The organism is Mycoplasma corogypsi (assembly GCF_045276875.1).
Lineage (GTDB): Bacteria > Bacillota_I > Bacilli_A > Mycoplasmatales > Metamycoplasmataceae > Mycoplasmopsis > Mycoplasmopsis corogypsi.
This window is the reverse complement of the sequence record NZ_CP174163.1, coordinates 665,366-690,383: the sequence shown is the minus strand read 5'-3', so window position 1 is coordinate 690,383 and position 25,018 is coordinate 665,366. Positions and strand designations below refer to the sequence as shown.

The following is a 25,018-nucleotide window of genomic DNA, read 5'->3' as shown; positions in this document are numbered from 1 at the left end:
AATTTAAAACAATGTTTAATAAGACAAGGAGATATAAAATGGCTATCAGTTATAAACCTTTATGACACTTGTTAGTTGAAAAAGAAATGAATAAAGAAGACTTGAAAAAAGCTGCGAATATAACAAGTAATGTAGTATCAAGGATGAGCAAAAATACTTATGTAAACCTTGATTCAATAGAAAAAATCTGTTTAGCGATGGATTGCAAAATTGAAGATGTGGTAGAAATTGTTAGAGAGGATAGCTATGAATAAGCTACCATACGATGATGCTAACATTAAAGATATTTTTAGATACTCAACTGATTTGATAGAACAATCATTTGTTGATGTATTAAGTCGTATATTTAAAGGCAAAGAACTCGATGAAAAAACAAATTACTATAATAATCCTAAAGCAAAAGGGGGATTAGGGAACTTGCTTGAGGAACACTATTTTTTTACAAGCCTAATAGTGACTCTATACCAGATTTTGATAAGGTTGGAATGGAATTAAAAGTGACTCCGTACGAAAAGAATTCTAAGGGATTGAGAGCAGGAGAAAGACTTGTTATAACGATGATACCTTTTGATAAGCCGATTGATAAAGAGTTTAAAGGATCTCATTTAGAGAGCAAGTTAAAATTAATTCTTTTAATTTGGTATCATCGCATAAAAACACAGCCTAGAATATTAAATAAGATTCATTATGTTAATTTATTTAACTTATATAGTGATGTATTATCAAAAGATTTAAAGATAATTATTGATGATTATAAAAAAAATAGTTGAAAAAGTAATGACAGGAAATGCCCATAAAATTTCTGAGGGAGATACAAAGTATTTAGGCGCTTGCACTAAAGGACAGACAGCGGATAAAAGTTTGCAACCTCAATATTATAATGACTTAGTGCCGGCAAAAAGAAGAGCTTTTTCTCTAAAACAGTCATATATGACCTATATATTGAACAATTATACTCATGAGGGTCTATTGAATTATGACTCAATATTTAGTGAGTCAGAATTAAAAAATGGAAATTTTGATGATAAAGTCTTAGAAAAGATTAATAGCAATATTGGCAAAACGGAGCATGAATTATATACAGAATTTTCAATAGATACAAATACAAACTCTAAACAAATAAATAGAACTTTAACGAATAGAATGTTAGGTATAAAAACAAACAATGCAGAAGAGTTTGAAAAAGCAAATATAAAAATTAAAACAATTCGAGTTCAAAAGAATGGAAAGCCTAAGGAAAGTATGTCTTTCCCTAAAATAATTATCAAAGAGTTTGTGAAGCAAGAGTTTGAAAACTCATTTGAGTATGATTTTTTTGAGTCAACTAGATTTTTATTTGTTGTATTCAAGGAGAATGACAATGGAGACTATGTTCTAAGAGGAGCAAAGTTTTGAAATATGCCGATTGATGAGTTAGAAATGATTGGTAAAGTAGAGTGGGAAAGTTACAAACAAAAATTTTTAACAGGCGTAAATTTTGAAGTGAAACAACAAAAAACAGGAAAGATAATAGTTAGCAACGATTTGCCAAAGAAAAGTGATAACGAGATATTTCATTTAAGACCACACTCTAAAAAGAGTGCATATTTAATTAATGGGATTTGATATGGTGAGGGGAATGAAACAGATATGGATACACTTCCTAATGGGGATAAGATGACTCATCAGTGTTTTTGGCTTAATAATGACTATATATCAAAGATAATAGATGATATTTAGTAGGAGGTATATTATATGGAATTAACAGTAGTGGAATTATTTGCTGGGGTCGGAGGATTTAGAGTTGGACTTAATAAAATAAAAGAAATAGACATTAATGGGAGAGCGATAGAAAATAATGTATGGGACTTTGTTTGGGCAAATCAATTTGAACCATCAACTAAAATACAGCATGCATTTGAATGCTATGTTCAAAGATTCGGGGAATATAATCATTCGAATGAAGATATAAATAAAGTAATAAAGCGAGATATACCTAATCATTCATTACTTGTAGGAGGATTCCCTTGTCAAGATTATTCAGTAGCAAGATCATTATCCAAAGAGAAAGGTATTGAGGGAAAAAAAGGTGTTTTATTCTGGGATATAAAGGATGTATTACTTGCTAAAAATACCCCATTTGTTTTATTAGAGAATGTAGATAGACTACTAAAATCACCGGCATCAAAAAGAGGAAGAGATTTTGCGATTATGTTAAAAACCTTTGATGAATTAAATTATGATGTTCATTGGAGAGTTATTAATGCAGCTGATTATGGTATGCCACAGAAAAGAAAAAGAGTATTCATTTTTGCATATAAGAGACATTTACAATTCGCACAAAATCAGAGACAAAAAATCAAATTAAATGAAAATATATTTAATTTAGAATTTAAAGCAAAATTAAAAGGTGAAATAAAGGTTGTTGATTTAACAAAATATGAAGATACAGTAGAAATATCAAATAATTTTTCAGATGGGAAATTCCTAGATTGTGGGGTTATGGTTGATGGAATAGTTAATCATTCAGATATTACACCTATCATCGAAGAAAAATATTCATTAGGGCAAATTATTAATCAAGCTAGTGTTCAAGATATAGATTTAACTAAATATATTGTTAAAGAAGATACTCTTAAAAAATGGAAATATTTAAAGGGAACAAAGCGTATAGAAAGAACTTCGAAAAATGGTCATTCATATATTTATAGTGAGGGACAAATGTCTTTTCCTGAAAACTTAAATGAACCTGCAAGAACAATGTTGACAAGTGAGGGAACGGTTAATAGATCATCACACATTATATTTGATGAAGAAATAAAGCAATATAGAACATTAACTCCTATTGAGTGTGAATTAATTCAAATGTTTCCAATGAATTGGACAAATACTATGACAGAAAAGAAAAGGTATTTCATGATGGGGAATGCACTTGTTACAGGTATTGTCTCAAGAATGGAACCATTGCTTCGGAATATTATTTCTATAGAATAAAGAAAATTAAAAAAAGATATTAACTATGAATTAAAAATATACCAAAAAAGAAATTAAGAAAAATAACTGATAAAAGCTATGTAGAAATTGCTAAGTCATTGATTAGTTTGGAAAAAGAATATTGATAATGGACAATTTACTAACCAAAAATATAACATGGATTATGAACAAAATTTCTTAATACTGTAGCTATTTCAATCGCAGCTGTAACTGGTACTATCTTAATTGTTGGGCTAGTTACTGGTATCGTGTTACTTAGAAAAAAATTAAATTAAGAAAACAAAAAATTGCAAGTTAATAAAAACAGACTACAAGCAAGTCTTGTAGTCTTTTTGTTTATTTAAAATAGCTAATCAAGAAGTAACATACTTGTTGATACAAGAAAATGCTAGCGGTTATTATTGTTTAACATTCATAAATACTTTAGTAACTAATTATTTTACCTATTTTAATGAATATATAACAATTTATACTAATAGTTTGAATTTATTGTAGAAAATGGAAAAATTATGCTTTATTAAGTTATACCTAAGAGATACTAATCTTGACAAGTAAGACAATTTTAAGGAAATAATAGAAACCAAAAATATCGAATTTATCAGCTTTTTAGTCAATTTTATCAATGTGTAAACGTTTCCACATTTCACCGTTTGTCTCCATTGTTTTTTTTTTTTTTTTTTGATTATAATATTTTCACTTTTTGCAACTTTTTGCAGAAATCACAAAGGATGATATGAAAAATAAAAAACACTTCAATAAATGATTGATATCTGGAGCAACTTTAACACCATTAGTGTTAGTTGCTGTTTCTAGTACTGGAGTTACAGGTGGGATTAACGATTCTGACGTTTTCGCTAGTAGACCGAAGAAAACCAACTATTTAAAAACAAGTTTTAAATTTAGTAATTATTTCGGTTTAAATGATTATCTAAGACTAGTTCCAGAAATCAAAGAAGTATTAAATATAAATTTTAATGCTAACACTTTTGAAGAAGCTATAAGTAATAATAATAGTGATGAAAAATTTAATGCGTTCACAATAATTAAAAAATGGATTGATACAAATCAAGCAGTACTTGATTTAAAAACTAATGAACCAGTTGTAATAAATAGTGTGTCTCGAACTCCGCAACAATGGAGAGATAATGTGCGAGATGTTATTAATGAAACTTATTTATATATAAGGGATATGTTTGCTAATAACTGGGGTTCTTGAAATATGTACAAATATTTCGCAGCCAGTGAGAAACACAATCCAAACGATAGACCTATACAAATTTTCGGTTCAAATAATAATGCTATAGGTAGAGATGCAAATAAAGAAAAAGTGTTATTAATTGAAAGATTGAATAATCCATTATATCCAAAAATTAGATGATGATCAAATACATTTGCTGGTACAGCTAGAAATGATAAACAATTCAAGGCAGTTGCCAGTGGATCAACTTTTTATAATGTATTAGAGACTTCTAGAAATATTCTTTCTGATTTCTGAAATACATATCTTGCTAAAACATATTTAAATGATCCTATCCCTACAAACTCTAGAACTACGCCCACAATTTCTGCTTCTTTACATGTTATGACTAATGGGTGAGAATATCAATACTGAAATGCAAGCCCTTCAATATTTGGATATCAATTCAGTGTAATAGGTTCTCCTGTATATTGATTATCTAACCAAGATGAAAGAAATAAATCATACTCTATTTTAGATGGTCCTCAAACAACGCAAGAATCGATTAAACTACAAGCTTTTTACAAGTTTATTACTGACTTTAATTCTGCAAACAAAAAAATTACAAATGATTTTGATTCAAATGATTTATCAAAAAAATTAGGCTCTACATTAGCAGAAACGTATAAGGCTTTAGAATCAGGTGACAGAAAATTCACAATATTTACTAATATTTACAACGCTACTAGACACGTAAAAGCAAAATCTGTATTATTCGACAGTTACAAAGAATTATTTACATATTATAAAAAAGCTAATAAGGATGCTTCTGCCGATAAAGCTAATGAATTTTACGCAAAATATAAAGATTTAATTGAACTAAAATTCTTAACAACAGAGCTAAATAATAAAATTAATGCTTCAAATTCTAATTTAGCATACTTAAGAGGGACTAATAAAGGAAATTTACAGCAAATGATTAATGGAATTAATCAGAATTTTAATAACAATAGATCTCCTTACTATAACGTAAATGGTGGCATAACAACAAAAGTAAAAGATGATTTAAATAGATTATTAAACACTTATGCTAAAGAAGTTACTAATGGTCTAAAAAATATCGTTAATGATGCTCTAAATAAGGTCTCTGCTCTTGAATCTGGAAAAGGTGGATTTGGTGAAAATCATGTTGTATCCAAATCTAAAATAGATGAACTAGTACAAAGTTTCCCATATGCAACATCGAGAGTTACTGATGATTTAGTTTTTGATGATGGAATAAGTCAGATTATTCCGAAATATGAAGAATTTTGAAGTAGCTTACTATTAGCGATGACACCAACAGAAACTTATATCGATTCTAATGGTATGGAAGTGACTAAACCAATATTAAGTGGTTTTGATGCAACTAATTCTAAAATTAAAAATGGTATTTTAGAGAAATATAAATTAACTAGCAACTCAAATTCGAATTATCCATTACCACAAGCGATAACAAGTGCGGCTGATAAAACTGATTTTGAACCACTAAGTTATGGCGATAATTTTATTGATGAATTAATTGCGAAAACATTTGTAATTAGCAAGTTAAAAGAAAACAAAAATGTATTAACAACTGCTCAATATAATGATTTTATGAGGTTTATTGTTGAAGTTGAGGATCCTAGAGATGCAATAGCAAATTACACAGGTGAACACCTTAACAATGGCTCATATAATGGTAATAATTTTGAATATTCTGCTAATGGTGATTGATCAGTTTCAATATCTAATACAACTGAAAAATCAAACAGAGGATATTTACTTCCTGTTATTGAATTAATGAAGCAAATAAAGGCACAAGTTAATGAATCCAAAATTGCTAAAGAAAATAATGGTGTAGCAACAGATAAATATAAATTCTCTGATGCAAATGCTAAAAATACATTCAATGAAACTCTTAAAAAATCAAGTAATGTAATTGATAAAGACAATACAAATACTGATCTTAAAGTTCTATTAGAAGGTACTAATGGTTTACCTCAAAATTATAATGGTAAGCAAGCTATTCCTACCAAATTTGTAAGTGATTTATCAGCTGCTACAACCGCACTTGATGGGGATGTTTATTTAGCTAAAAAACTACCTGAAATCGAAGGATTAAATAATTTAAGTGCTGAAAAAAGAAACCAATTAAAAGAATTAGCACAATTAAGCGCTGACAGAGATTCGTTAAATGCTGTTGCTTCAACTTCAAGTGAATTAGATAAAACTTTAGGTAATCTTGCTACAAAATTATCAGAACTTGAAGCAAAAATTCAAAACTTTGATACTGCTGATATATCTGGTTGAACTAATGATAAAACTACACCTATTAAGCACAATTTAGCAGAATATAAAAATCAACTTGAAACTTTAAAAGGCTCAACAGAAAATCTAACTGCTGAATTATTAAAAACAGAATTAGAAAGAGTAAAAACTAGTTTAACTGATACAAAAAATAAGCTTAATCTTGATTTAAACACTAAAAAGCTAGAAGAAATCAAAAAATTAGTCAATGTAGTTGGAATTAGTGAAGAAACTAAAAAAGAATTAGCTATAAAAATTCTAGAAGCTGGATTTAACACTAATGATGTTGATGCAGAAGTTGCTAAAAAAGTTACCGAAGTAGTTGAAGCATTAAAAGCCACATTTACAGAAGAAGCTAAAAATGATACTTTAACTGATAGCGAAAAACAAGAATTAAATACAAGTATTGGCGCAGCTAACACTTTGGAAAAAGTCGCAGAAGAGTCTAAAAAATTATTAGCCAAATTAAAAGAATCACATAAAAGAGAACTAGATAAACTTAAAAACATTTCTAATAAATCAGCATTAGAAGAAGAGTTAGCAAATTCAAATAATTTAAGTGATTTAACTGCAGTTTTAGCAAAAGCTAAACAAGAGGATAAAAATAGTTTAGAAGGCGCTAAAGCTGATGCTAAAGCAAAATTAGAAGCATTAACCAGTTTAACCGAAAAACAAAGAGCTGATTTAACAGCTGAAATTGATAAAGCTGAAACTGTTAAAAAAATTAATCATGAAACAACTGGTATAAACAAAAAGGCTAGTGATTTAAATGAATCAATGAAGAAAGTAGTTGATTTCTATAATGGTTTAGATGCAAAAGTAAAAGATAATACTTCTGATAATTACTTAAAAGCAACTGATGAAAGTAAAAAAGCATTTGACAACGCTTTCAATGCTATTGATGCAGTAATTAAAGGTGCAACAACTGACAATAACACAGCTGAGAAACTAAATGAAGCTTTAACCGCTCTAACAGAAGCTAATACTAAATTATTAGAATCATCAAAAGCCGAAGCTACAAAGGCTGCTGATAAAACAATTAATGGTTTAGATGGATTAAACTCTGACTTAATTGAAAGATTAAAAACTAATCTAAAAACTTACAAAGATGTTGAAGAAATTAAAACAGCTTTAGGTTTAGCTGATGCACTAAATAACAATTACAAAGAAGTTGTAAAACAAATTAATGATGCTAATGAATTCAAAAAGCACAATCACTACATAAATTCAACTGAATCAGCTAAAAAAGCTTATGATGATGCAGTAGAAAAACTAAAAACAACATTTGGTTTAAACAATGATAATAAAGGTACAGATGAAAACCTTAACATTGTAGCTTTTGAAAATGCTCTAAATGATGCAAAAGCCTTATTAAATGGGGATCAAACTTTAGCTGATGCTAAACAAGCTTTAAATGATAAAATTACTGTTTCAAGAAACTTAAATGATCAGCAAAAAGAAGCTTTAAAAACAGAAGTTAATGGTAAAAATTTAGTTTCTGAATTAACAGATACTAATACTGGTCTAGATCAAAAAGTTGCTAACTTAGAAGAAGCAATGAAACAAATTCGTGAAGCATTTAATAACACTGACCAAGCTGTTAGAGGTAAAACTTCAGCTAACTATAATCATGCTTCAGAGGTTAATAGAAATAAATTTGATGAAGCACTAAATAAAGTTTCAGCATTAGTTAATAACACTTCTAGTGAAGTTGATGAAGCTAAATTAAAAGAAACCTTAAAAGAGTTCAATGATACAAAAACTGCTTTATTAGCATCATCAAAAGAAACAGCAGTTGCAAAAGTAGATTCAACAATTAATGGTTTATCTAGCTTATCAGAGACTTTAAAAGCAAGCTTAAAAACTAAAGCTAAATCATTAGATGATGCCCAAAAAATAGAAGATGCCTTAAAAGAAGCGCAAGCTTTAAATGAAAAATATGCTGAGGCAATTAAAACTTTAAAAGAAGCTGATAAAACATTTAAAGATAGCCTTGAATATAAAAACTCTTCTCCAGCAGCGAAACAAGCTTATGATGAAGCGTTAAAAGCAGCATATGCAAATAACGGTATAAACGAAAATGGTTTAGGAAATAACCAAACTATTGATCTAGAAGCTTTAAAAACTTTAATCGAAAATTCTAAAGCAGCTTTAGATGCACAAGAATACTTTGCTAAACAGAAAAAACAAGCCAATGATAAAATTGATGGTTTAACTAATTTAACAAATGATCAAAAAGCTAACTTTAAAGATTTAATCGAAAAAGCCACAACTGTAGATATGTTAAATGATGCCCAAAACGGTATTGTAAAACAAGCTAGTGATTTAGATACTAAAATGGCTGACTTTAAACAAAAATTAGCTGAAATTAGTAATCTAGATAAAAATAGCGATACTTATCGTTTAGCTGATCCATCTTTACAACAAGATTATGAAAATACACTAAAACTAGCTAGTGAAGCTGCTAGTGATGATTCAGTAAATCCTCAATATAATGGAGATCATTTAGCTGAGTTATTAAATAATTTAACTAAAGCTAAAAATGCTTTAACAGATAATTCAAACGAAAACATTAATAACTTTAAGAAAACTATTGATAGCTTAACTCATTTACCTATAGCTGCTAAAGATCAAATTAAAAATGTTGTTTTAGTCCAAAAGAACTTAATGGAAGCTAAATCAGTAGTTGAACTAATTCAAAATACAACTGATGCAGCTATATCACTTGATCATAGCTTAACTAAAACTTCAACTTATAATGATGCATTAGAAAAAGCACTGGCTTCTGATTTAATTAAATTTACTTCAAAAGATCTACAAGCTGAATTAAATGTAACAAAAGACAAAATGAAAGATTATTTAGATAACTTAAATAATCCTAATCCAGCAATTACTAGCGTTGATGCTATTAAAAACTTAATTACTAAATCAAATGAATTAAACGATAATACATCTGTAACACTAAATAAAGTATCAGTAGAAAAACTACAAGCTATTGTTGCTTTAGCTAAAAGTTTAGAATTAGATGAAGCTCAAAAACTAGCTGCAATTAAAGAAATTGAAAATCTTCCAACCGGTGATAATTTAGGTGCTAGAATTAATGAAGTTTTAAACAAAGCTTTTGAAAATTCAAAAGCTAAAGCAATTGAAAAACTAAAATCAAATGAAGACTATGCTAACTTAGCTCAAGGTGAAAAAGATAAGTTACTAAGTGAAATAAATACTTTAACTAAAGATGGTGTAGTTGATTTTGATAAGAAAGTTTCAGATAAATTAAACGATATTGCATTAAAACTTAAAAAAGATGTTGTAGTAGCAAAAGTGAAAGCTCAAAATAGTTTAACTGACAATTTAAAAGCAAAACTTGAAGAATTAGTTAATTCTAAAACTGATCCATTAGAAGTATCATCAATATCTAATTCAGTTGATACATTAGTAAAACTAACTAAACCATTAATTGATAATGCAACAGCAGCAAAACAAATAACAGAAGAAAATACAGATGAAAGATTTGTAAATGCTTCAGAAGCTTCTAAAAATGCTCTAAAAGAAGCTTATAATGATATAGTTAATTCAACCCTAAAACTAGTTGATGGTAAATTCTTAATCGATGATTCACAATTAACTAATGATAACTTTAGTGGCAAAATTCTAAAACAAACTAAAGATTTAAATGATGCAATTAATAATTTAGATGGTAAAAACAAAGTTTTAGCAGCTAAAAATAATGCCGCACAAGCAATTGAAAAACTTAAAGAATTAGTAAATGATAATAGTATAACTGAACTAAAAACTCAACTAGAAAATGCTAATTCAGTAGATAAAGTTAATGAATTAATCACTACAACTAACGAATTAGATAAACAAGCTACAGTTGTTAAAGAAGCTGCCAGCTTACTATCAACTGAACAAGAATCAGATCAATATGTATACGCTTCTGATGAAGCTAGAAATGATTATTTAGAAGCTGCTAATAAGTTAAATGAGCTTATAAGTGATTTAAAACTAAATACTACTGATTTAACTAAAATTAAAAAAGCTTTAGATGATTTAGAAAAAGCTAAAGCTAAACTAGATGGAACACAAAACTATAATTCAAACATTAAAGTTAATTTAGATAAAATACAAAACTTTGATGACTTAAGTCCAGAACTAAAAACAACTTTAAATGATCAAATCAAAAAATCTCGTGGTAAAGCACAAGTAGATAAAGTGGTTGCTAAAGCTACTAATTTATCAAATGAGTATGGAAAATTACTTAAACAATTAAATGAATTTGAAAAATACTACAATAATGCACCACACTATAAATTAACAAGCAAAACTAAAACTAAAGCACAAGATACTATTAAAGAACTTAGAATGTCACATAACTTATTATCTAATTCACTAGGTAATGATGAAGATATCTTAAATGTTAAATTAATGATGGATAATTTACTAACCCAGAAATATAACATGGATTATGAACAAAATTTCTTTAATACTGTAGCTATTTCAATCGCAGCTGTAACTGGTACTATCTTAATTGTTGGACTAGTTGCCGGTATCGTGCTACTTAGAAAGAAAATTAAATTAAGAAAACAAAAAATTGCAAGTTAATAAAAACAGACTACAAGTAAAACTTGTAGTCTTTTTGTTTGTTTGAAATAGTTAATTTACGAGTTTTTTAGTCAATTTTATCAATGGTAAACGCTTTTACATTTTATCGATTGTCACCATTGTTTTTTAATAATAATATTTTTACTTTGTTGCATAAATCACAAAGGATGATATGAAAAATAAAAAACACTTCAATAAATGATTGATATCTGGAGCTGCTTTAACACCATTAGTGTTAGTTGTTGTTTCTAGTAATCCAATATATTATTTCTAAATGTTTTTTCATCATAAAAATCACCGGTATCTAAATCCATAATCATATTGAGTTTCAACGTAGAATTTACTCCACCGTTTCACATATATTCACCCTCTAAAGTTTGTTCATCTAATTTAAATGAGATATTAAAATACTTACCGGTTTTTGTTTTTCGAATTAAATTATTTTCTTTTAAAAAGCTAAGAATTTTAATATGTCTATCGTAGTCACTGTAGTTAGCATAAAAAATATAGACTACACTATCAATTCCATACACTGGGTCATAGATTTCATTAGTACGTTTAACTGCAATAAAAGATTCTTGCTCAAAACCTTTCAATACTAAATCATCTAAATACTCAATATTTTCATGTTTAGCAAATATCAATCATTTGCCATTTTCATCAGTATCTAAAGTTTTTATTGTTTCTTCATCAATAAATCATTTTCAAGCTAAGTCAGTAGAAATTTTTAATTTCATATTTTATCCTTTTGATTACAATCTATGTTTGAATTGTTTAGTTGTTAAATAATAATTTAATCATAATTTATATATAGTGTAATTATAAACAAGCAAAACAAAAAATTGCAAGTTAATAAAACAGACTACAAGCAAACCTTGTAGTCTTTTTGTTTACTTATATTTTCTAAGCGCTTTATATAGCACTTTTAGGAAATAATTATCATTTTTATCAAGTTGAGTATTGGCATTGTTTTTAATACCAATCCGATAGCTAACGTATAGTAAGTGTTCAATATTTTGGAATAAAATTTTATAGTTTTTAGTTAGCTTAAATTCACGACTTATAATATAACAAATTGCGATAATACCTAATAAACCATTAGATAAGTTAAATTTATTAGAGTGGAAATTTAATAAATAATCACAAAATTCAATTAATTGTTGTTTAACTTTTTCATCTTTATCAACAAATTTATAGTATCAAACCAATAAGAATAAATAGCCGCTTAAACCGTTATTTAGATAAGTGCTAATATAATCTTTGTTTTTGTACCCAATTAGATTACTGCTAATGATTATACTTTCAGATAGGTTGGTTATAAACTGTTGAATTTCACTTAATTTATTTTGGTTTTTAGTGTACTTAAATAGTTTAAAAAATAGTTCATTAAATTCTAGGTTAAATTCTTTTAATAACAATCCAGTTTTTAAAACATGTCTAGCGGCAAATTTAACAGTTTTAGCTGATAAATTTTTCGCTTTAAGAAATTTGTACATTCAGTAGTAAATACTATTAACTTTTAACATACCAATTTTTTGTTTTGGAATGTTTTTAACAAGTGATCAGCTAATACCTAATTTTTCTGGTTGAACTTCTGGTTCAATGGTTTTATTTAAAATAGCTTTTAGCCTGGTTAAATCAGTAAAATCAGTATTAAGCAACTCATTAAAAAAGTTAATTAAGTAACTACTTTGAGGATTTAGTCCTAATAAAAAGTTTACATAAAGTGAAATTTGCAACATACTATTTTCACTAAATAATAATGAATCACCAGTTAAAAATGTGTATGCCATTTTATAGATGCTGATATTTTTGTAGTTATAATCACTATTTTGACTTAGTCTCATTGCGTCTACATCACAATATTGGTTTTAAATTCGTCTTGAGTGTCTTTGTTAAAAATTTGATACAAACAAACCAAACTCAAAGTTTTGCTATTTTGATCAAAAACGAAATTATATAAAGAATAGTCGTTAATTTCGTAATTTGGATTAGTAGAAACAAAGTCTAACAGTGAACTAAAAATATTACCAAAATCTTCAAGTGGTTTAGTTAAATCCATTGTACGGCAATTGTAAAACAATGAATAACCTTTATAACTGTAATTTAAGTTATTGCCTTGTTTGTATTCTCAAATAGAATAGTAGTCATCTTTCGAAGCGAAGCTATCGATAAATTTCGGTATCATATGAGAATTTAGTTCCCTAGCTAAATGAATTTCATGGCTTTGAACTAAAAATGAATCAATTTGATTGTTAGTTAAAACACCTTTTTTAGCTTGTTTAGCAATATAAAACTGATTAGTTTTTATGTCTTTAACGAGTAAGGTATTTCCTCAAGGTTTTTTCTGGATGATATTTTCGATTTGGTACTTTTTATTTAGCATTAATTGTTTAGTTAAAACAGTAATGCTGTACTTAGATTTTCAGCTAGTTTGATTTTTGCTTTGATCTTCGTTATCTAAAGTAATAGCTCCATAAGTGTAGTATAAAATTTTAGAATACTTAAATGGTAGATCCCCTTGGATAACTTCACCTTCATATTCATCAAGTAAGTTTAATAAAATCTCACCAACTTCTAGCGTAGTAGGCTTATCTTTTGAATAGATGGTAATTAAAGTAACTTCACCAACATTTATATGGTTAGCATCAACAACTTTAAAAGATAAATTAAATTGGTTTAAAACTGGAATGATATGTTCGAAAATTTCACGTGTGTCATGTGGTTTAGTAGCGAGATGGAACTTATATCCATCTTTTTCTAACTTATGGTTTTTATTATTGTAAAACACATAAGTATCTGAATTTAGCTTGTGATAATTGCGATTGACCAGTGTATCAATAATGGATTCAAATTTCAAATTATCTCCTTTATAAGTTTAGCTACTATATACTATTTATATTTTAGCTTAAGAACTATAAAACGAATAATAATAGCAAGAAAAAAATAAATTTGCAGACTTATTCCATATTAAAAAAAGCCAGCATATGGCTGGCAGTTTTAAGTACGTTGAAACTTCAACTTAAATTTAGGTAAAATTTTAGTTTTAATTAAACCAAATGATGCAAATCTAAGTAAAGCAATACCGATAATTGAAAAGTAAGCTATAGCATAGAAAATAATAGCATCAATTGGGTGTACATATGAAGTAAATTTATTAACTAAAGTACCTACAGCTCTAAATGAACCAGTAATTCAGTCGTAATAAGATAATCCAGTTGTTCCTTCAATGATATTAAAACTATATTTCATAGTTGTTACATACATTATGAAAATAAAGGCAGTAATATGGATTTTAACAATAATTTCAGATTTAGTTTTGTGATTTAATTTTGGATCGTAGTTGACAAAAGCAAGTGATCCAAAAACAAGAATAAATCAGTGAATAAAGTAGTAAAGTCTAAATAAATCAGAACCAAAGAAAATGAATTTAATTGCTCCTCTAAAACTCTTAAAGCTTTCTAATGCATTAGTTTGGTCAGTAGTTGCTACAAACGGAATAACTAAAAGTGAAGCAAAAATACAAAATGGACTAACTATAAAAGAAGCGAATTTCTTTTTGCCAAAAATCATAGTTAAACATAATGCCACAGTAAAAAATGGACATAGTTCAATTAACAATACTCTACTTAAAGTGTAGTTATAATATACTAAATCACGATTATTAATAAAGTCGCTAGCTAAAGATCGCTGCATGTTGGTTAGATTATCAAAATCAATCCTTCCAGCTCAATTTTGCGGTGCTTTATGACCTAATTGAATGTATTCAATTATTTTAGCTCAGTCTCCTGAAAATCTAAAAGCAATCACATAAGCAAGAACAAACAGTCCTATACCCATTCGAATATAATAGTTATCTAAAAATTTATAAAATTTCCGATTGATAACTTGAACGAATACAATACTGATAAATGCAAAAGCAATTAAAATCAACGTTATATCTGAAATTGTCATATTAATAATTTTATAGAATTAATTAGTTTTTTATAAATCTATTTAACTGCGTAAATAAGACTTTTACGCAGTTAAAATATTTTTAAGAAAAAATAAAAGCCATCTTAAGCTTAATAAGATGGCTTTTTTATATTTTGGTAACTTTCGTTATATGGCGCGCCCGGCAGGAGTCGAACCCGCAACCTCTAGGGCCGTAACCTAACACTCTGTCCAATTGAGCTACGAGCGCGTTTAATGGAGGCACCAACCGGATTCGAACCGGTAATCAGGGTGTTGCAGACCCATGCCTTGGCCGTTTGGCTATGGTGCCGTTTGTCTGTATGATTATTATACCAAAAAGTTTTTATTATTAAAAATTTATTTGATTATTTTTGTGCCTTAAAGTATAGTATTTTAGGTTTAATTTTATTACAAAGTCATAAAAGTATAAAAAATAGAGCTTACGCTCTATACATTGATCAATGAGACTACTTCCACATCTTTTCCAAGTAGCTCTCTTCCACCTAGTTGGTTTAATTCTAATAGTACAATTACTTTTGTAACAATAACACCTTGTGATTCAAGTAGTTTGATAATCGCTTTAGTTGTACCACCAGTAGCTAAAACATCATCAACAATAACAGCTTTTTGACCAGCTTTAACAAAGCCTTCTTGAATTTCAAGTGTATTTGATCCGTATTCTAGATCGTAGTTCATTGAAATTACTTTACCAGGTAGTTTGTTTGGTTTTCTAACCATAATAAATGGTTTTTTAAGTACACTAGCTGCAGGAGTGCCGAATAGGAAACCTCTTGCGTCAGGTCCTACGATAATATCTGCATCTTTACAGTGTTTTGCAATTTGTTCGATTGTATAATGAAGAGCTTCACCATCAGCTAATAATGGAGAAATATCTTTGAAAATAATTCCTTCTTTAGGGAAATTAGGAACATCACGAATTAAATTTTTAATATCCATATAAACCTACTTTATTATAAGTTAGTTGATTCTTACATCTTCGTAAAACATTAAGACATCATCAACTTCGATGTCATTAAATCCTTTGATGTGAGTACCAAAATCTTTTCCTTTTAGCACTTCTTTTGCATCGTTAGTTTCACGTTTTAGCGAATCAATTTTACCTTCGAATACAAGTTTTGCACGTCTGTAAATTTTAACTTTACAGTTTTGCCTCACAACTCCTGTATCCATCATACATCCGGCAATTTTTCCAACTTTTGAGTAGAAAAACACTTTAATAATGTGAGCTTCACCAATTTTTTGTTCTTCATAAATTGGTGTGATAAATCCGTCTAAAAGTTTTTGACAGTCTTTTTCAATTTCGTAAATAACTGAATGAGAAATAATGTCAATTCCTTTAGCTTTAGCATTTTGTTTAATGTTTGGAGAAACTTTGTTATTAAATGTAAAAATGTGTGCTTTAGAAGCTTCAGCTAGTAATAAGTCAGTTTCACTTACAATTCCAGCTCCAGCTGAAATAACTTTGATAATAGCATCATCATTTGCCATGTCGTTAATAGTTGCTTTAATAGCTTCAGCAGTACCATCAACGTCAGTTTTCACTATTACATTGATAATTTTTTTACCGTTTAATTCAGTGCTTTGGATGTTTTTATCATGCAATAGGTTCATTTTATCTTGGGTGTATTTTTCTTGAGCTAATTTTTTAGCAAATTTTTCGTCATTAAATCCTACGAATTTATCACCAGCACTTGGAGCGTAGTTTAATCCAACAACAATTCCAGGTCATCCTGGTTTTACACATTCGATTTCATTTCCTTGTGCATCTTTTAGCATTCTAATACGACCACATTTGCTTCCAGCAACTAAGAAATCACCCTTGTATAGTGTTCCGTTTTCAACAATAATAGTTGAAACAACCCCAACACCTTTATCAATTCTTGATTCAATAACAGTTCCAATTGGATAACGTTTAGCGTTAGCTTTAAGTTCTAATAATTCAGCTAAAAGCTTGATTTTATCAAATAATTCGTTTAGCCCATCACCACTTAAGGCTGATCCGTAAACAATTTGGACATCTCCACCATATTCTTCGATAACTACATCACATTCAGCTAATTTACCCTTGATTCTGTCTAAATCTTTGTTTGGTTTATCCATTTTGTTAACAAAAACAATAATTGGAACTCCACCGGCTTTAGCGTGTGCGATAGCTTCTTTAGTTTGAGGCATAACACCATCATCAGCAGCTACAACTAAAATGATAATATCAGTAACTTTAGCTCCTCTTGAACGCATTTTAGTAAAGGCTTCATGTCCTGGTGTATCTAAGAAAGTAATTCTAAATCCATTGTGTTTAATTTGGTAAGCTCCAGTATGCTGAGTAATTCCGCTACTTTCGCTAGCTACAATGTTCGAATTTCTAATTTTGTCAATTAAAGTTGTTTTACCGTGGTCAACGTGTCCCATAACAGTAATAACCGGAGTTCTTCTGGCTAAATCTTCATCTTTATCTGTGAAGTTAACTTCATCTAAAAAATTAGATGCATCAATATTAGTTTCTTTTTGAAAATCGAATCCATATGAAATACATAATTCAGCAATTTCTTCTTCTTCTAAAAGATGGTTTAAGTTATATGTTTTACCTTCTAGGAAATATTTTTTCAAAATTTCATTTGGATTAATTTTTGTTTTTGAGGCAAAATCATAAATTGACATTTTACCTGTAAAAATAAATTTTCCATCTTTTAATTCAGTTTTCGTAGTTGAAAGCTGTTGTTTAATATCATTAATATTACTAATTCTGTTCTTCTTGTTCATATAGAACCTCCATTATTTGTGCTTCTATGGCTTCATAAGTTTCTTTTGATACACTAGTTCTAAAAGCACGATTTAGTGCTTTGGATTTTAGGGCTTCTTCTCAATTTTTTTTGGTTGGGATAAAATATGCTCCCCTACCTTTTTTATTTTTAGCTAGGTCTAAAGTTATTTGATTATTTTTTTTATCGTAATCAAAACGAATAAGCTGACCAATATTTACAATTTGACCTGTGATTATGCATTTTCTTGTGTGTTTATCGTTTATATAATTAGTCATCTCACTCTGAAGAATCAAAGTCTTCTAATAATAAATCACTATCTAAACCATAGTTTGCTAAAGCACTATCTTCTTTGAAATCTTTCATATCAATTCTTGATTTTTCGTATGCTTTAACAACTTTAGATTTAGCAGGTTTAGTAGTTTTGGGTTGTTCTAGACTAGTTTCAGTTTCAGATGCAGGTTGTGCATTTGTTTTTTCATTAAAGTCATAATCAATTTCGTCTTGTAAATTATTTAAGTCATAACTTAAGTTAACATCTTCAAATAAAGCATCCATATCATCTAAATTTAACATGTGGCTCTTAGCTTTTGGAGCTTGGCTGTTTGTATGTGATTTATGAGAGTTAGAAAATACGCTATCAACTTCTTTTACTAAATCTATATCACTTTCAAGTTTTAGCTTCTTAATATCAGCTTTAATATCATCCATGCTTCCGATATTAACTTTATTGAAAAACATAGCTGTATTTGATGAACTTTTTGAACTTGATAAGCTTCTTGCTGATTTTAAGCTTTCTAAAGCAGATTGATCAAAACTAATACCTTTAGCAATTGCTTCATCAGCTAGTAAAACTTCTATTTTAACATTAGTTAATTTTGAAGCTAATCTAACATTAATTCCACCTTGTCCGATAGCTACTGTAATGTTTTTTCTATCTGTAATAGCTTTAGCTGTTTTTTGATCTTCGCTTAAAAGTACATCAGCTACTAATGCTGGATTTAATGCGTTTTTGATGTATTGTTTTAAATCTTCACTTCAAAGCACTAAATCAATTTTTTCTGTACCTAATTTAGATTCAATAATGTTTTTTCTTGAACTATTTTCACCAATTAAGTTTCCTAAAATATCTTTAGCTTCGATTTTATTATCTGTTGCTCTTAAAGCAACTTTTGTACGTGATTTAGGAACTCTAGCTACATTTACGATTTCAATTTCTTTATTTGCAATTTCAGGGATTTCTTGAGTTAAAGTATCTTCAATAATATTTTTTGAATCGAATGATAAATTAACAACGCAACGTCTACTTTCAGGGCTTATGCTTTCAATATAAACATCGTGGTATGTTCCAGGATTTAATCCTTCTTTATTAAATACACAACTTGAAGGCATGAATGCTTCAGTTCCATCTTCTAATTCAAAGTAGTAAGCTTTATTATTTGTGTCATTTGTGTTTGCACATGAAGTAAGTTTAGCAGTTACTTTTTGACCTACTTTAGATTCGTATTTTTGAATAATTAATTCTTTTTGAGCTAATTTTAGAGCTTGTTTAATTCCTTGGAAAATAGCATTTTTTGATTTGTGATTTAACATATCAAAATTAATTGGAAGTTTAACAATATCACCTACTTGCACTTGTTTTCCGTAAAGTTTTTGCGCAGTTGAAAGAGGCATGAAAGTATTTCTTTCAGGATCCATTGTATTAGTTGCTAAATTATCTTCAAATTCAAAGTCATCTTCAACAACTTCACCTTGAGTATTGATAAATTGAACTGTTTTGTCATCTTCGTTAACTTCAACTTCTAAAATTAATTCTTTGTTATCTCTTTCAAGTGCTCTAAAAATTTCTGATTGAAATAACTTTAATGTTTGATCAAATCCTAATTTTGATTCAATTGCCTTACCTTCAATGATTTTGTATCAATCAATTGCTGTAGCGACTTGATTTCTTAAATTTTCTTGAGATCTTTTAATGTCTTTCATTATTTCTCCTCTTTATAACTGGTTAAAATTTGATGTACTCTTCAATTAATTTAATGTTTAATTTATCAAATTTAACTTTTCTGATTTGCCCTTTTTTGTTTCATTTAACTAAAATTTGATCACATAAATCTTCTAACAGTTCAACAATAAATATATTTAATGATTCAAAACTTTTAATTGTTTCGATTTTAACTGTTTTACCAATATTGTTGTTAATTTCATCTAAACTAACAGTTAAATCAGTTCCTTTAGACAACACTTCTACATAATAGTCATCTTTAAATCACTCTTGAGTTTCTAAAAATTCGTTAATTTGTTTAGTAATGCTTTCAATTTCTGCTAACTCACGAGTATTTACGACAATTTCTAAAACTGTGATATCTTTTCTAATTAGTTTAGCATCTAAAATTTTATTTTCAAATTTACTATTAAGTAAATTCTTATAGTCCATATTTATCTCCTGAAAATAGAAAGAAGTTGCCTTAGCAACTTCTATATTTTGCAATATTTTTGAAGTACCTACATTATACCACATAAATTCACTCATTAAATTATTAAGTAGCTTAAAACAAAATAATTTTTTAGATTATTTTCTTCTAAACTAATTACTAAAAGCTTGATTACATAGTATTTTCAGGTATTTTAAAATTATTTTTTAGTTTCATCGTAAAAAAATAAAAAAAACTAACCTTGGCGGGAGTGGCAGGACTCGAACCCACAGCACACGGGGTTGAAGCCCGTTGTTCTACCATTGAACTACACTCCCTTTTGTGTTAGTAAAAGTATTATACAATAAATTTTTAAATTTATTCAATTAATTTAGTTAATAGTGAAATAATATCATTAATAGTTAGCAAGGATGCAATTTCATCATCATTTATAGTGATATGAAATTTACTTTCTGTCTCGGTTACTAACATTGCTAAATCGAGAGAATCAACACCCAAGGTTGAAATAACCGAGTCTTCATCAAATGACTTTTTAGTCATTTTTTTTAATTCTCCGAACACATAGTCCTTAACGTTCATAGTATAAATTATATCAAAATATCGTTATTTTTAGGTATCTTTTAGTTTAAAAAGTGTACAAATTAATTGCTTAATTTGTACTGAAATTTAAGATATATAAATACGATATGCACTTTGATCTACGATCTGATTTTGCTCATTTAAGTAATTAAAGAGCAGTAAAATCTCTATTAAACGACCAAAATCATCTTTTTGGAGTTTATAATCAAAATCAATAGCACCTTTAAATTGTTTTACATTTCTTACTACATATTTAATAAAATCAGGAACAATACTTTCTTTTATAAAGGGTAGGTTTTCTTCATCAAAACTTAGGTAATTACTAAATGTTTTTACATTAATTCTTGGAAATACTTTGGGATTATTTGGGGTATTTTTCTTGGATATGAAGGTTTTCTTTATATTATTATTCTTATTATTTGGTTTTCTGATTTGTTTCAAATATGCAATGTAAGCATATGTTCCAACTGCGACAACTGCAATTGATACTAAAGGAGCTAGTATAAGAAAAAATTTTCTAGACCTGAATCTCATTACTTCGCTTAATAAATCATGCTAATTCTCAAATAGGTTCTGCGTTAAACTTAAAATCAATAGGTAATTGAACTTGATATTTTAATTTTGGAAATTTAGCTTCAATTAAATCAGAAGGTAGTTGTTCAATTTTAATTTCACTTAGGATATTAGTGTTGGTTGTTGATTGATTACTAGGATTGAATTCTAAAATGTTTCGATATCATAATAATTCAAAGAAAGCTGAATCAAATTTGTATATTGCACTTAAGGATTTAGTTACATTTTTATAATTAATTGATCCAAATGATGAAATTGGAGTTTCTGAAACTATATTTATTGCGTCTTTGTTGCTAATTAGATTGTAGTCATATTTAAAATAATATTTGTTAGTTGAGTAATCTTTTAGGACTGTATTAGAGTCACTATTACTTGTTATGCCACTTACGTTTTCATCAACAGTTTCAAGCTTTTGGTTCTTTTTACCATCAATTAGTATCTCTTCTAATCTTACATAAATGTGTGTGTTACCTTTTAAATGGTTATTTAGAATAAAGTTTCTCGGCAATAATTGTGTAACACGAGCTGCAATTTTAGCCCCATGTGATAAGTGAAATGTTTCAATTTTAATTTCTTGAAATTTAATTAGTGGTTTATGTGTGGTATAGGTATGAAAGTTAAATTGATATTGGAGTGGTAATTTCACAATATAAGACACATAAGGATTATGAGTTACAAGTTTTTGCTTAGTGAAGTTACTAAAATCAATTTGATAGTAAGCTATGACACTATCAGTTTTGATTCTTGAGTAAATTTTAACTTTAATTTGTTTGATTTTATCTAAATCTAAATTTAATATATTAAACTTAATGTTTTTAGAATTAGTTCCAAACATATAACCAATTGACTTTCCATTTACTTCTAATAACACTTTATTGTTAGAAGTTTTCATTTGACTTTTAAGTTCAAGATCGACTTTATTTACATTTGCATATACGTTGATTAAATTAACAGTTATTTTTGGATCAATTGATTCAAATTCAGCACTAAAGTCTTGGTTTTCTGATACTTTAACGCTAGTTTGATACTTTCGATTGATTACAGTTGATTGTGTAGTTTGGGATACTTGAAGCTGTTTTGTTATATTGTATAATAAATCAGTATTATAATGCATGATTAAAATAAAAGCTTAAGAATTCAGTTATAGCTTCACGCTTCCTCTTGTAATAAGTTGATTTAGAAAAATATTCTTCATATCACTTTTTATCCTGTAGTTCCGCTTGTTCTATGAAACATTTTTCCATCATCCATTTATTTTGAGGTCCCATATTAATAATAACTGTTTTCGCAATACTATTAGCATCACTAATTTTATCTTCTAAATTATTTTTTAGATCGTAGTATTTATCTTCTGTTATTTGTTGCATTTGTCTTAACCTATCTAAAATTAAGAGCTTTTCTTTAATAATTTGGTTATATAGTTTTTCTGCTTTAAAGATTTCGTTAACAACAACTAATTGTTGATCAACAAGTTTCTTTTCTAGCTGAAGGCTGCTTGCTGAAACCATTTTATTGTCATTATCAGTTATTTTAGTTTGCATGGGACCTCCTCCCTCATATCCACTCTTATGTTAACCTAGGTTGTGGATAACTTTTTTGTTCAAAAACATTAATTTTGATTTTAGAACACTATTTTTTATTGCATGCTATGCTTTGTAGTGAATACAAAAATAAGATTTAAAAATTAAAAGTCGCAGTAGGATGCGACTTTTTGATTTTAATATGCTTTAGCAAAAATAACAAATCTATTAGTTTTTTTAGAACATTCTGGGAAAATGCACTTGATGTTTCTTGTTTCTTTTTCAAGTTTTTTAGGAATACATCTAGTTGTCGCACCAGTTTCTTCTTTGATACGATCTTCAGCTCAACCTGAACAACAAAATGGGGTAATAACTCATTTTTTCTGTTCAATTTTTTCTTTGAAATCATCATATGAATAAGCAAAAACCGTATTGTTATCAAGTCTTTCTAATGCTTTTTCATATAAATTATCATGTATGTCATCAAGTAAATTAGCAACTACTTCCTTAATATTTTGGTCTAAACTAATTGTTAGTTTGTTTTCAATATCATCACGACGTACAATTGTGATTAAGTTATTTTGTAAGTCTCTAGGTCCAATTTCAATTCTCAATGGCACACCTTGTATTTCGCTGTTTGATGCCTTAAAACCAGGGTTTTTATCACTTGAATCTAATCTTACTCTGAATTTTTTAGATAATATCTTGTGTAATTCAGCAGCAACTTCTGAAACTCTAGGATCTTTTTTGTTAAATAATTCTAAAATATCAATTTGAACAGAAGCAACTCTTGGTGGGATTATTACACCTCTATTATCACCGTGAGTTAAAATAATTGCACCAATTAATCTGGTTGACACACCTCAAGATGTTTGATAAACAAACTCTTGTTCATTATTTTTATTTTTAAATGTTATATTGTATGGTTTTGAAAAGTTTTGAGCTAAATAATGGCTAGTTCCAGCTTGTAGCGCTTTACCATCTTTCATCATAGCTTCAATTGTATAAGTAGAACAAGCACCAGCGAATTTTTCGTGTGGTGTTTTTTTACCAATTACTGTTGGAATAGCTAAATAATTTTTTAAGAATTTTGAGTATGTACTAATTATTGTTCTGGTTAATTTTCTAGCTTCCATAGGATTATCATGACAAGTATGAGCTTCTTGTCATAAAAATTCTCTACTTCTTAAAAATGGATTAGTTGTTTTTTCTCATCTAACAACATTAGCTCATTGGTTATAAATAATTGGCAAATCATTGTATGAATCGATTTCGTTTTTAAAAAAATCAGCAAATAAAACTTCAGAAGTTGGTCTTACATATAATTTTTCACTTAATTCTCTATCACCAACATGTGTTACAGTTGCTAATTCTGGATTAAAACCTTCAACATGTTCTTTTTCTTTAGCGAATAAACTTTCTGGAATAAAAAGTGGGAAATATACATTTTGTACACCCAGCTCTTTGAAAATTTCGTCTAAATTTCTTTGGATTAACTCTCAAATACCATATGCATTTGGTTTAAAAATTATTGTACCTTTAGCAGGTCCGTAAGCAATTAAATTTCCGTTTTTGACTACATCAGTGTATCATTTGGCTGAATCTTGCTCAATTGGTGTGATCTTTTCTAGTTCTTTGTTCATATACATGCTATTTTATACCTTTTTTAGCTTTTTTTCATGATTTTAGTGTTAAAAAAGCCGGTAATTTCTAAGAAACTACTCGGCAATAAGTTTATTATTACACCTATGGTGATATGGCTGCCCCAGTTAGATTCGAACTAACGAATGACGGAACCAAAACCCGTTGCCTTACCACTTGGCTATGGGGCAAAAAATGGTGGGGGGAGAGGGATTCGAACCCCCGAATCCGAAGAAAGTGGGTTACAGCCACCCGCATTTGGCCGCTTTGCTATCCCCCCATTTGTTTGCTATATTATTATACATCAAAAAAATAAAATTAACAATTAATTTTTATTTTTTCTAGCAAACCACTCAATGTGGTTGAAATTATTATATCACAAATAAAAATAATTAAATAAAAAGTTAGCAAAAAATCATACTTGTTTGATAGTATGATTTTGAGATTAACATGAAATAT

20 protein-coding genes and 5 tRNA genes are annotated in these 25,018 nt (G+C 28.3%); 6 read left to right on the top strand and 19 right to left on the bottom strand.

What is annotated here, in order from left to right; genetic code table 4:
* Positions 1 to 38 precede the first annotated feature (38 nt).
* The 6 genes from ACJA23_RS02890 to ACJA23_RS02865 all read left to right on the top strand — a co-directional run bounded on the left by ACJA23_RS02890 (position 39) and on the right by ACJA23_RS02865 (position 11,080).
* Positions 39 to 254, top strand: a complete 216-nt coding sequence (locus ACJA23_RS02890; protein WP_406613839.1) for a helix-turn-helix domain-containing protein — start codon at positions 39 to 41, stop codon at positions 252 to 254.
* On the top strand, positions 247 to 495 hold the full coding sequence (locus ACJA23_RS02885) for a hypothetical protein (RefSeq protein WP_406613837.1): 249 nt from the start codon (positions 247 to 249) through the stop codon (positions 493 to 495). Before ACJA23_RS02890 ends, ACJA23_RS02885 begins: the two co-directional genes overlap by 8 nt.
* A complete protein-coding gene (locus ACJA23_RS02880; RefSeq protein ID WP_406613835.1) occupies positions 486 to 797 on the top strand; it encodes a MutH/Sau3AI family endonuclease in 312 nt (103 codons plus the stop codon). The genes ACJA23_RS02885 and ACJA23_RS02880 overlap by 10 nt, the downstream gene beginning before the upstream one ends.
* Positions 748 to 1,719 (top strand): Sau3AI family type II restriction endonuclease, encoded by a 972-nt coding sequence (locus ACJA23_RS02875; protein WP_406613833.1) that lies wholly within the window; start codon positions 748 to 750, stop codon positions 1,717 to 1,719. Before ACJA23_RS02880 ends, ACJA23_RS02875 begins: the two co-directional genes overlap by 50 nt.
* Positions 1,720 to 1,734: 15 nt before the next feature.
* A complete protein-coding gene (gene dcm / locus ACJA23_RS02870; RefSeq protein ID WP_406613831.1) occupies positions 1,735 to 2,973 on the top strand; it encodes a DNA (cytosine-5-)-methyltransferase in 1,239 nt (412 codons plus the stop codon).
* 733 nt (positions 2,974 to 3,706) lie between these two features.
* Positions 3,707 to 11,080, top strand: coding sequence for a hypothetical protein (locus tag ACJA23_RS02865; RefSeq protein ID WP_406613829.1), 7,374 nt, complete (start codon positions 3,707 to 3,709; stop codon positions 11,078 to 11,080).
* A 248-nt stretch (positions 11,081 to 11,328) separates the two neighbouring features.
* Here the strand turns inward: ACJA23_RS02865 and ACJA23_RS02860 are convergent, their stop codons facing one another.
* The 19 genes from ACJA23_RS02860 to ACJA23_RS02770 all read right to left on the bottom strand — a co-directional run bounded on the left by ACJA23_RS02860 (position 11,329) and on the right by ACJA23_RS02770 (position 24,839).
* Entirely contained in the window at positions 11,329 to 11,817 is a 489-nt protein-coding gene (locus ACJA23_RS02860) for a hypothetical protein (protein ID WP_406613827.1), read from the bottom strand.
* 153 nt (positions 11,818 to 11,970) lie between these two features.
* A complete protein-coding gene (locus tag ACJA23_RS02855) occupies positions 11,971 to 12,927 on the bottom strand; it encodes a hypothetical protein (protein ID WP_406613825.1) in 957 nt (318 codons plus the stop codon).
* Between the two features lie 5 nt (positions 12,928 to 12,932).
* Positions 12,933 to 13,940: a hypothetical protein gene (locus ACJA23_RS02850; RefSeq protein WP_406613823.1), complete on the bottom strand. Its 1,008-nt coding sequence runs from the start codon at positions 13,938 to 13,940 to the stop codon at positions 12,933 to 12,935.
* A 140-nt stretch (positions 13,941 to 14,080) separates the two neighbouring features.
* Positions 14,081 to 15,034 (bottom strand): DUF5378 family protein, encoded by a 954-nt coding sequence (locus ACJA23_RS02845; RefSeq protein ID WP_406613821.1) that lies wholly within the window; start codon positions 15,032 to 15,034, stop codon positions 14,081 to 14,083.
* Positions 15,035 to 15,186: 152 nt separating this feature from the next.
* Positions 15,187 to 15,263, bottom strand: a tRNA-Arg gene (locus ACJA23_RS02840).
* A 6-nt stretch (positions 15,264 to 15,269) separates the two neighbouring features.
* A tRNA-Cys gene (locus ACJA23_RS02835) sits at positions 15,270 to 15,344 on the bottom strand.
* Between the two features lie 137 nt (positions 15,345 to 15,481).
* The gene (locus ACJA23_RS02830) at positions 15,482 to 15,991 is read right to left on the bottom strand and encodes an adenine phosphoribosyltransferase (RefSeq protein WP_406613819.1); all 510 of its coding nucleotides are present in this window, start codon (positions 15,989 to 15,991) and stop codon (positions 15,482 to 15,484) included.
* Between the two features lie 21 nt (positions 15,992 to 16,012).
* Positions 16,013 to 17,815 (bottom strand): translation initiation factor IF-2, encoded by a 1,803-nt coding sequence (gene infB, locus ACJA23_RS02825; protein ID WP_406613817.1) that lies wholly within the window; start codon positions 17,813 to 17,815, stop codon positions 16,013 to 16,015.
* Entirely contained in the window at positions 17,793 to 18,092 is a 300-nt protein-coding gene (locus tag ACJA23_RS02820; protein ID WP_406613815.1) for a YlxR family protein, read from the bottom strand. Before ACJA23_RS02820 ends, infB begins: the two co-directional genes overlap by 23 nt.
* A complete protein-coding gene (locus ACJA23_RS02815; protein ID WP_406613813.1) occupies positions 18,085 to 19,797 on the bottom strand; it encodes a hypothetical protein in 1,713 nt (570 codons plus the stop codon). The genes ACJA23_RS02820 and ACJA23_RS02815 overlap by 8 nt, the downstream gene beginning before the upstream one ends.
* A 22-nt stretch (positions 19,798 to 19,819) precedes the next feature.
* Positions 19,820 to 20,248, bottom strand: a complete 429-nt coding sequence (locus ACJA23_RS02810; RefSeq protein ID WP_406613811.1) for a hypothetical protein — start codon at positions 20,246 to 20,248, stop codon at positions 19,820 to 19,822.
* A 240-nt stretch (positions 20,249 to 20,488) separates the two neighbouring features.
* A tRNA-Trp gene (locus ACJA23_RS02805) sits at positions 20,489 to 20,563 on the bottom strand.
* 40 nt (positions 20,564 to 20,603) lie between these two features.
* Positions 20,604 to 20,825, bottom strand: coding sequence for an acyl carrier protein (locus tag ACJA23_RS02800; protein ID WP_406613809.1), 222 nt, complete (start codon positions 20,823 to 20,825; stop codon positions 20,604 to 20,606).
* Positions 20,826 to 20,912: 87 nt separating this feature from the next.
* Positions 20,913 to 21,359: an MHO_1590 family protein gene (locus ACJA23_RS02795; RefSeq protein ID WP_406613807.1), complete on the bottom strand. Its 447-nt coding sequence runs from the start codon at positions 21,357 to 21,359 to the stop codon at positions 20,913 to 20,915.
* Positions 21,343 to 22,512, bottom strand: a complete 1,170-nt coding sequence (locus tag ACJA23_RS02790; RefSeq protein ID WP_406613805.1) for a hypothetical protein — start codon at positions 22,510 to 22,512, stop codon at positions 21,343 to 21,345. Before ACJA23_RS02790 ends, ACJA23_RS02795 begins: the two co-directional genes overlap by 17 nt.
* The gene (locus ACJA23_RS02785) at positions 22,502 to 22,939 is read right to left on the bottom strand and encodes an MG284/MPN403 family protein (protein WP_406613803.1); all 438 of its coding nucleotides are present in this window, start codon (positions 22,937 to 22,939) and stop codon (positions 22,502 to 22,504) included. Before ACJA23_RS02785 ends, ACJA23_RS02790 begins: the two co-directional genes overlap by 11 nt.
* A gap of 176 nt (positions 22,940 to 23,115) precedes the next feature.
* Positions 23,116 to 24,561 carry a proline--tRNA ligase gene (proS, locus tag ACJA23_RS02780; protein WP_406613801.1) on the bottom strand — a complete coding sequence of 482 codons (1,446 nt, stop codon included), beginning with the start codon at positions 24,559 to 24,561 and terminating at the stop codon, positions 23,116 to 23,118.
* A gap of 114 nt (positions 24,562 to 24,675) precedes the next feature.
* Positions 24,676 to 24,750, bottom strand: a tRNA-Gln gene (locus tag ACJA23_RS02775).
* A gap of 5 nt (positions 24,751 to 24,755) precedes the next feature.
* Positions 24,756 to 24,839 (bottom strand) — tRNA-Tyr (locus tag ACJA23_RS02770).
* Positions 24,840 to 25,018 lie beyond the last annotated feature (179 nt).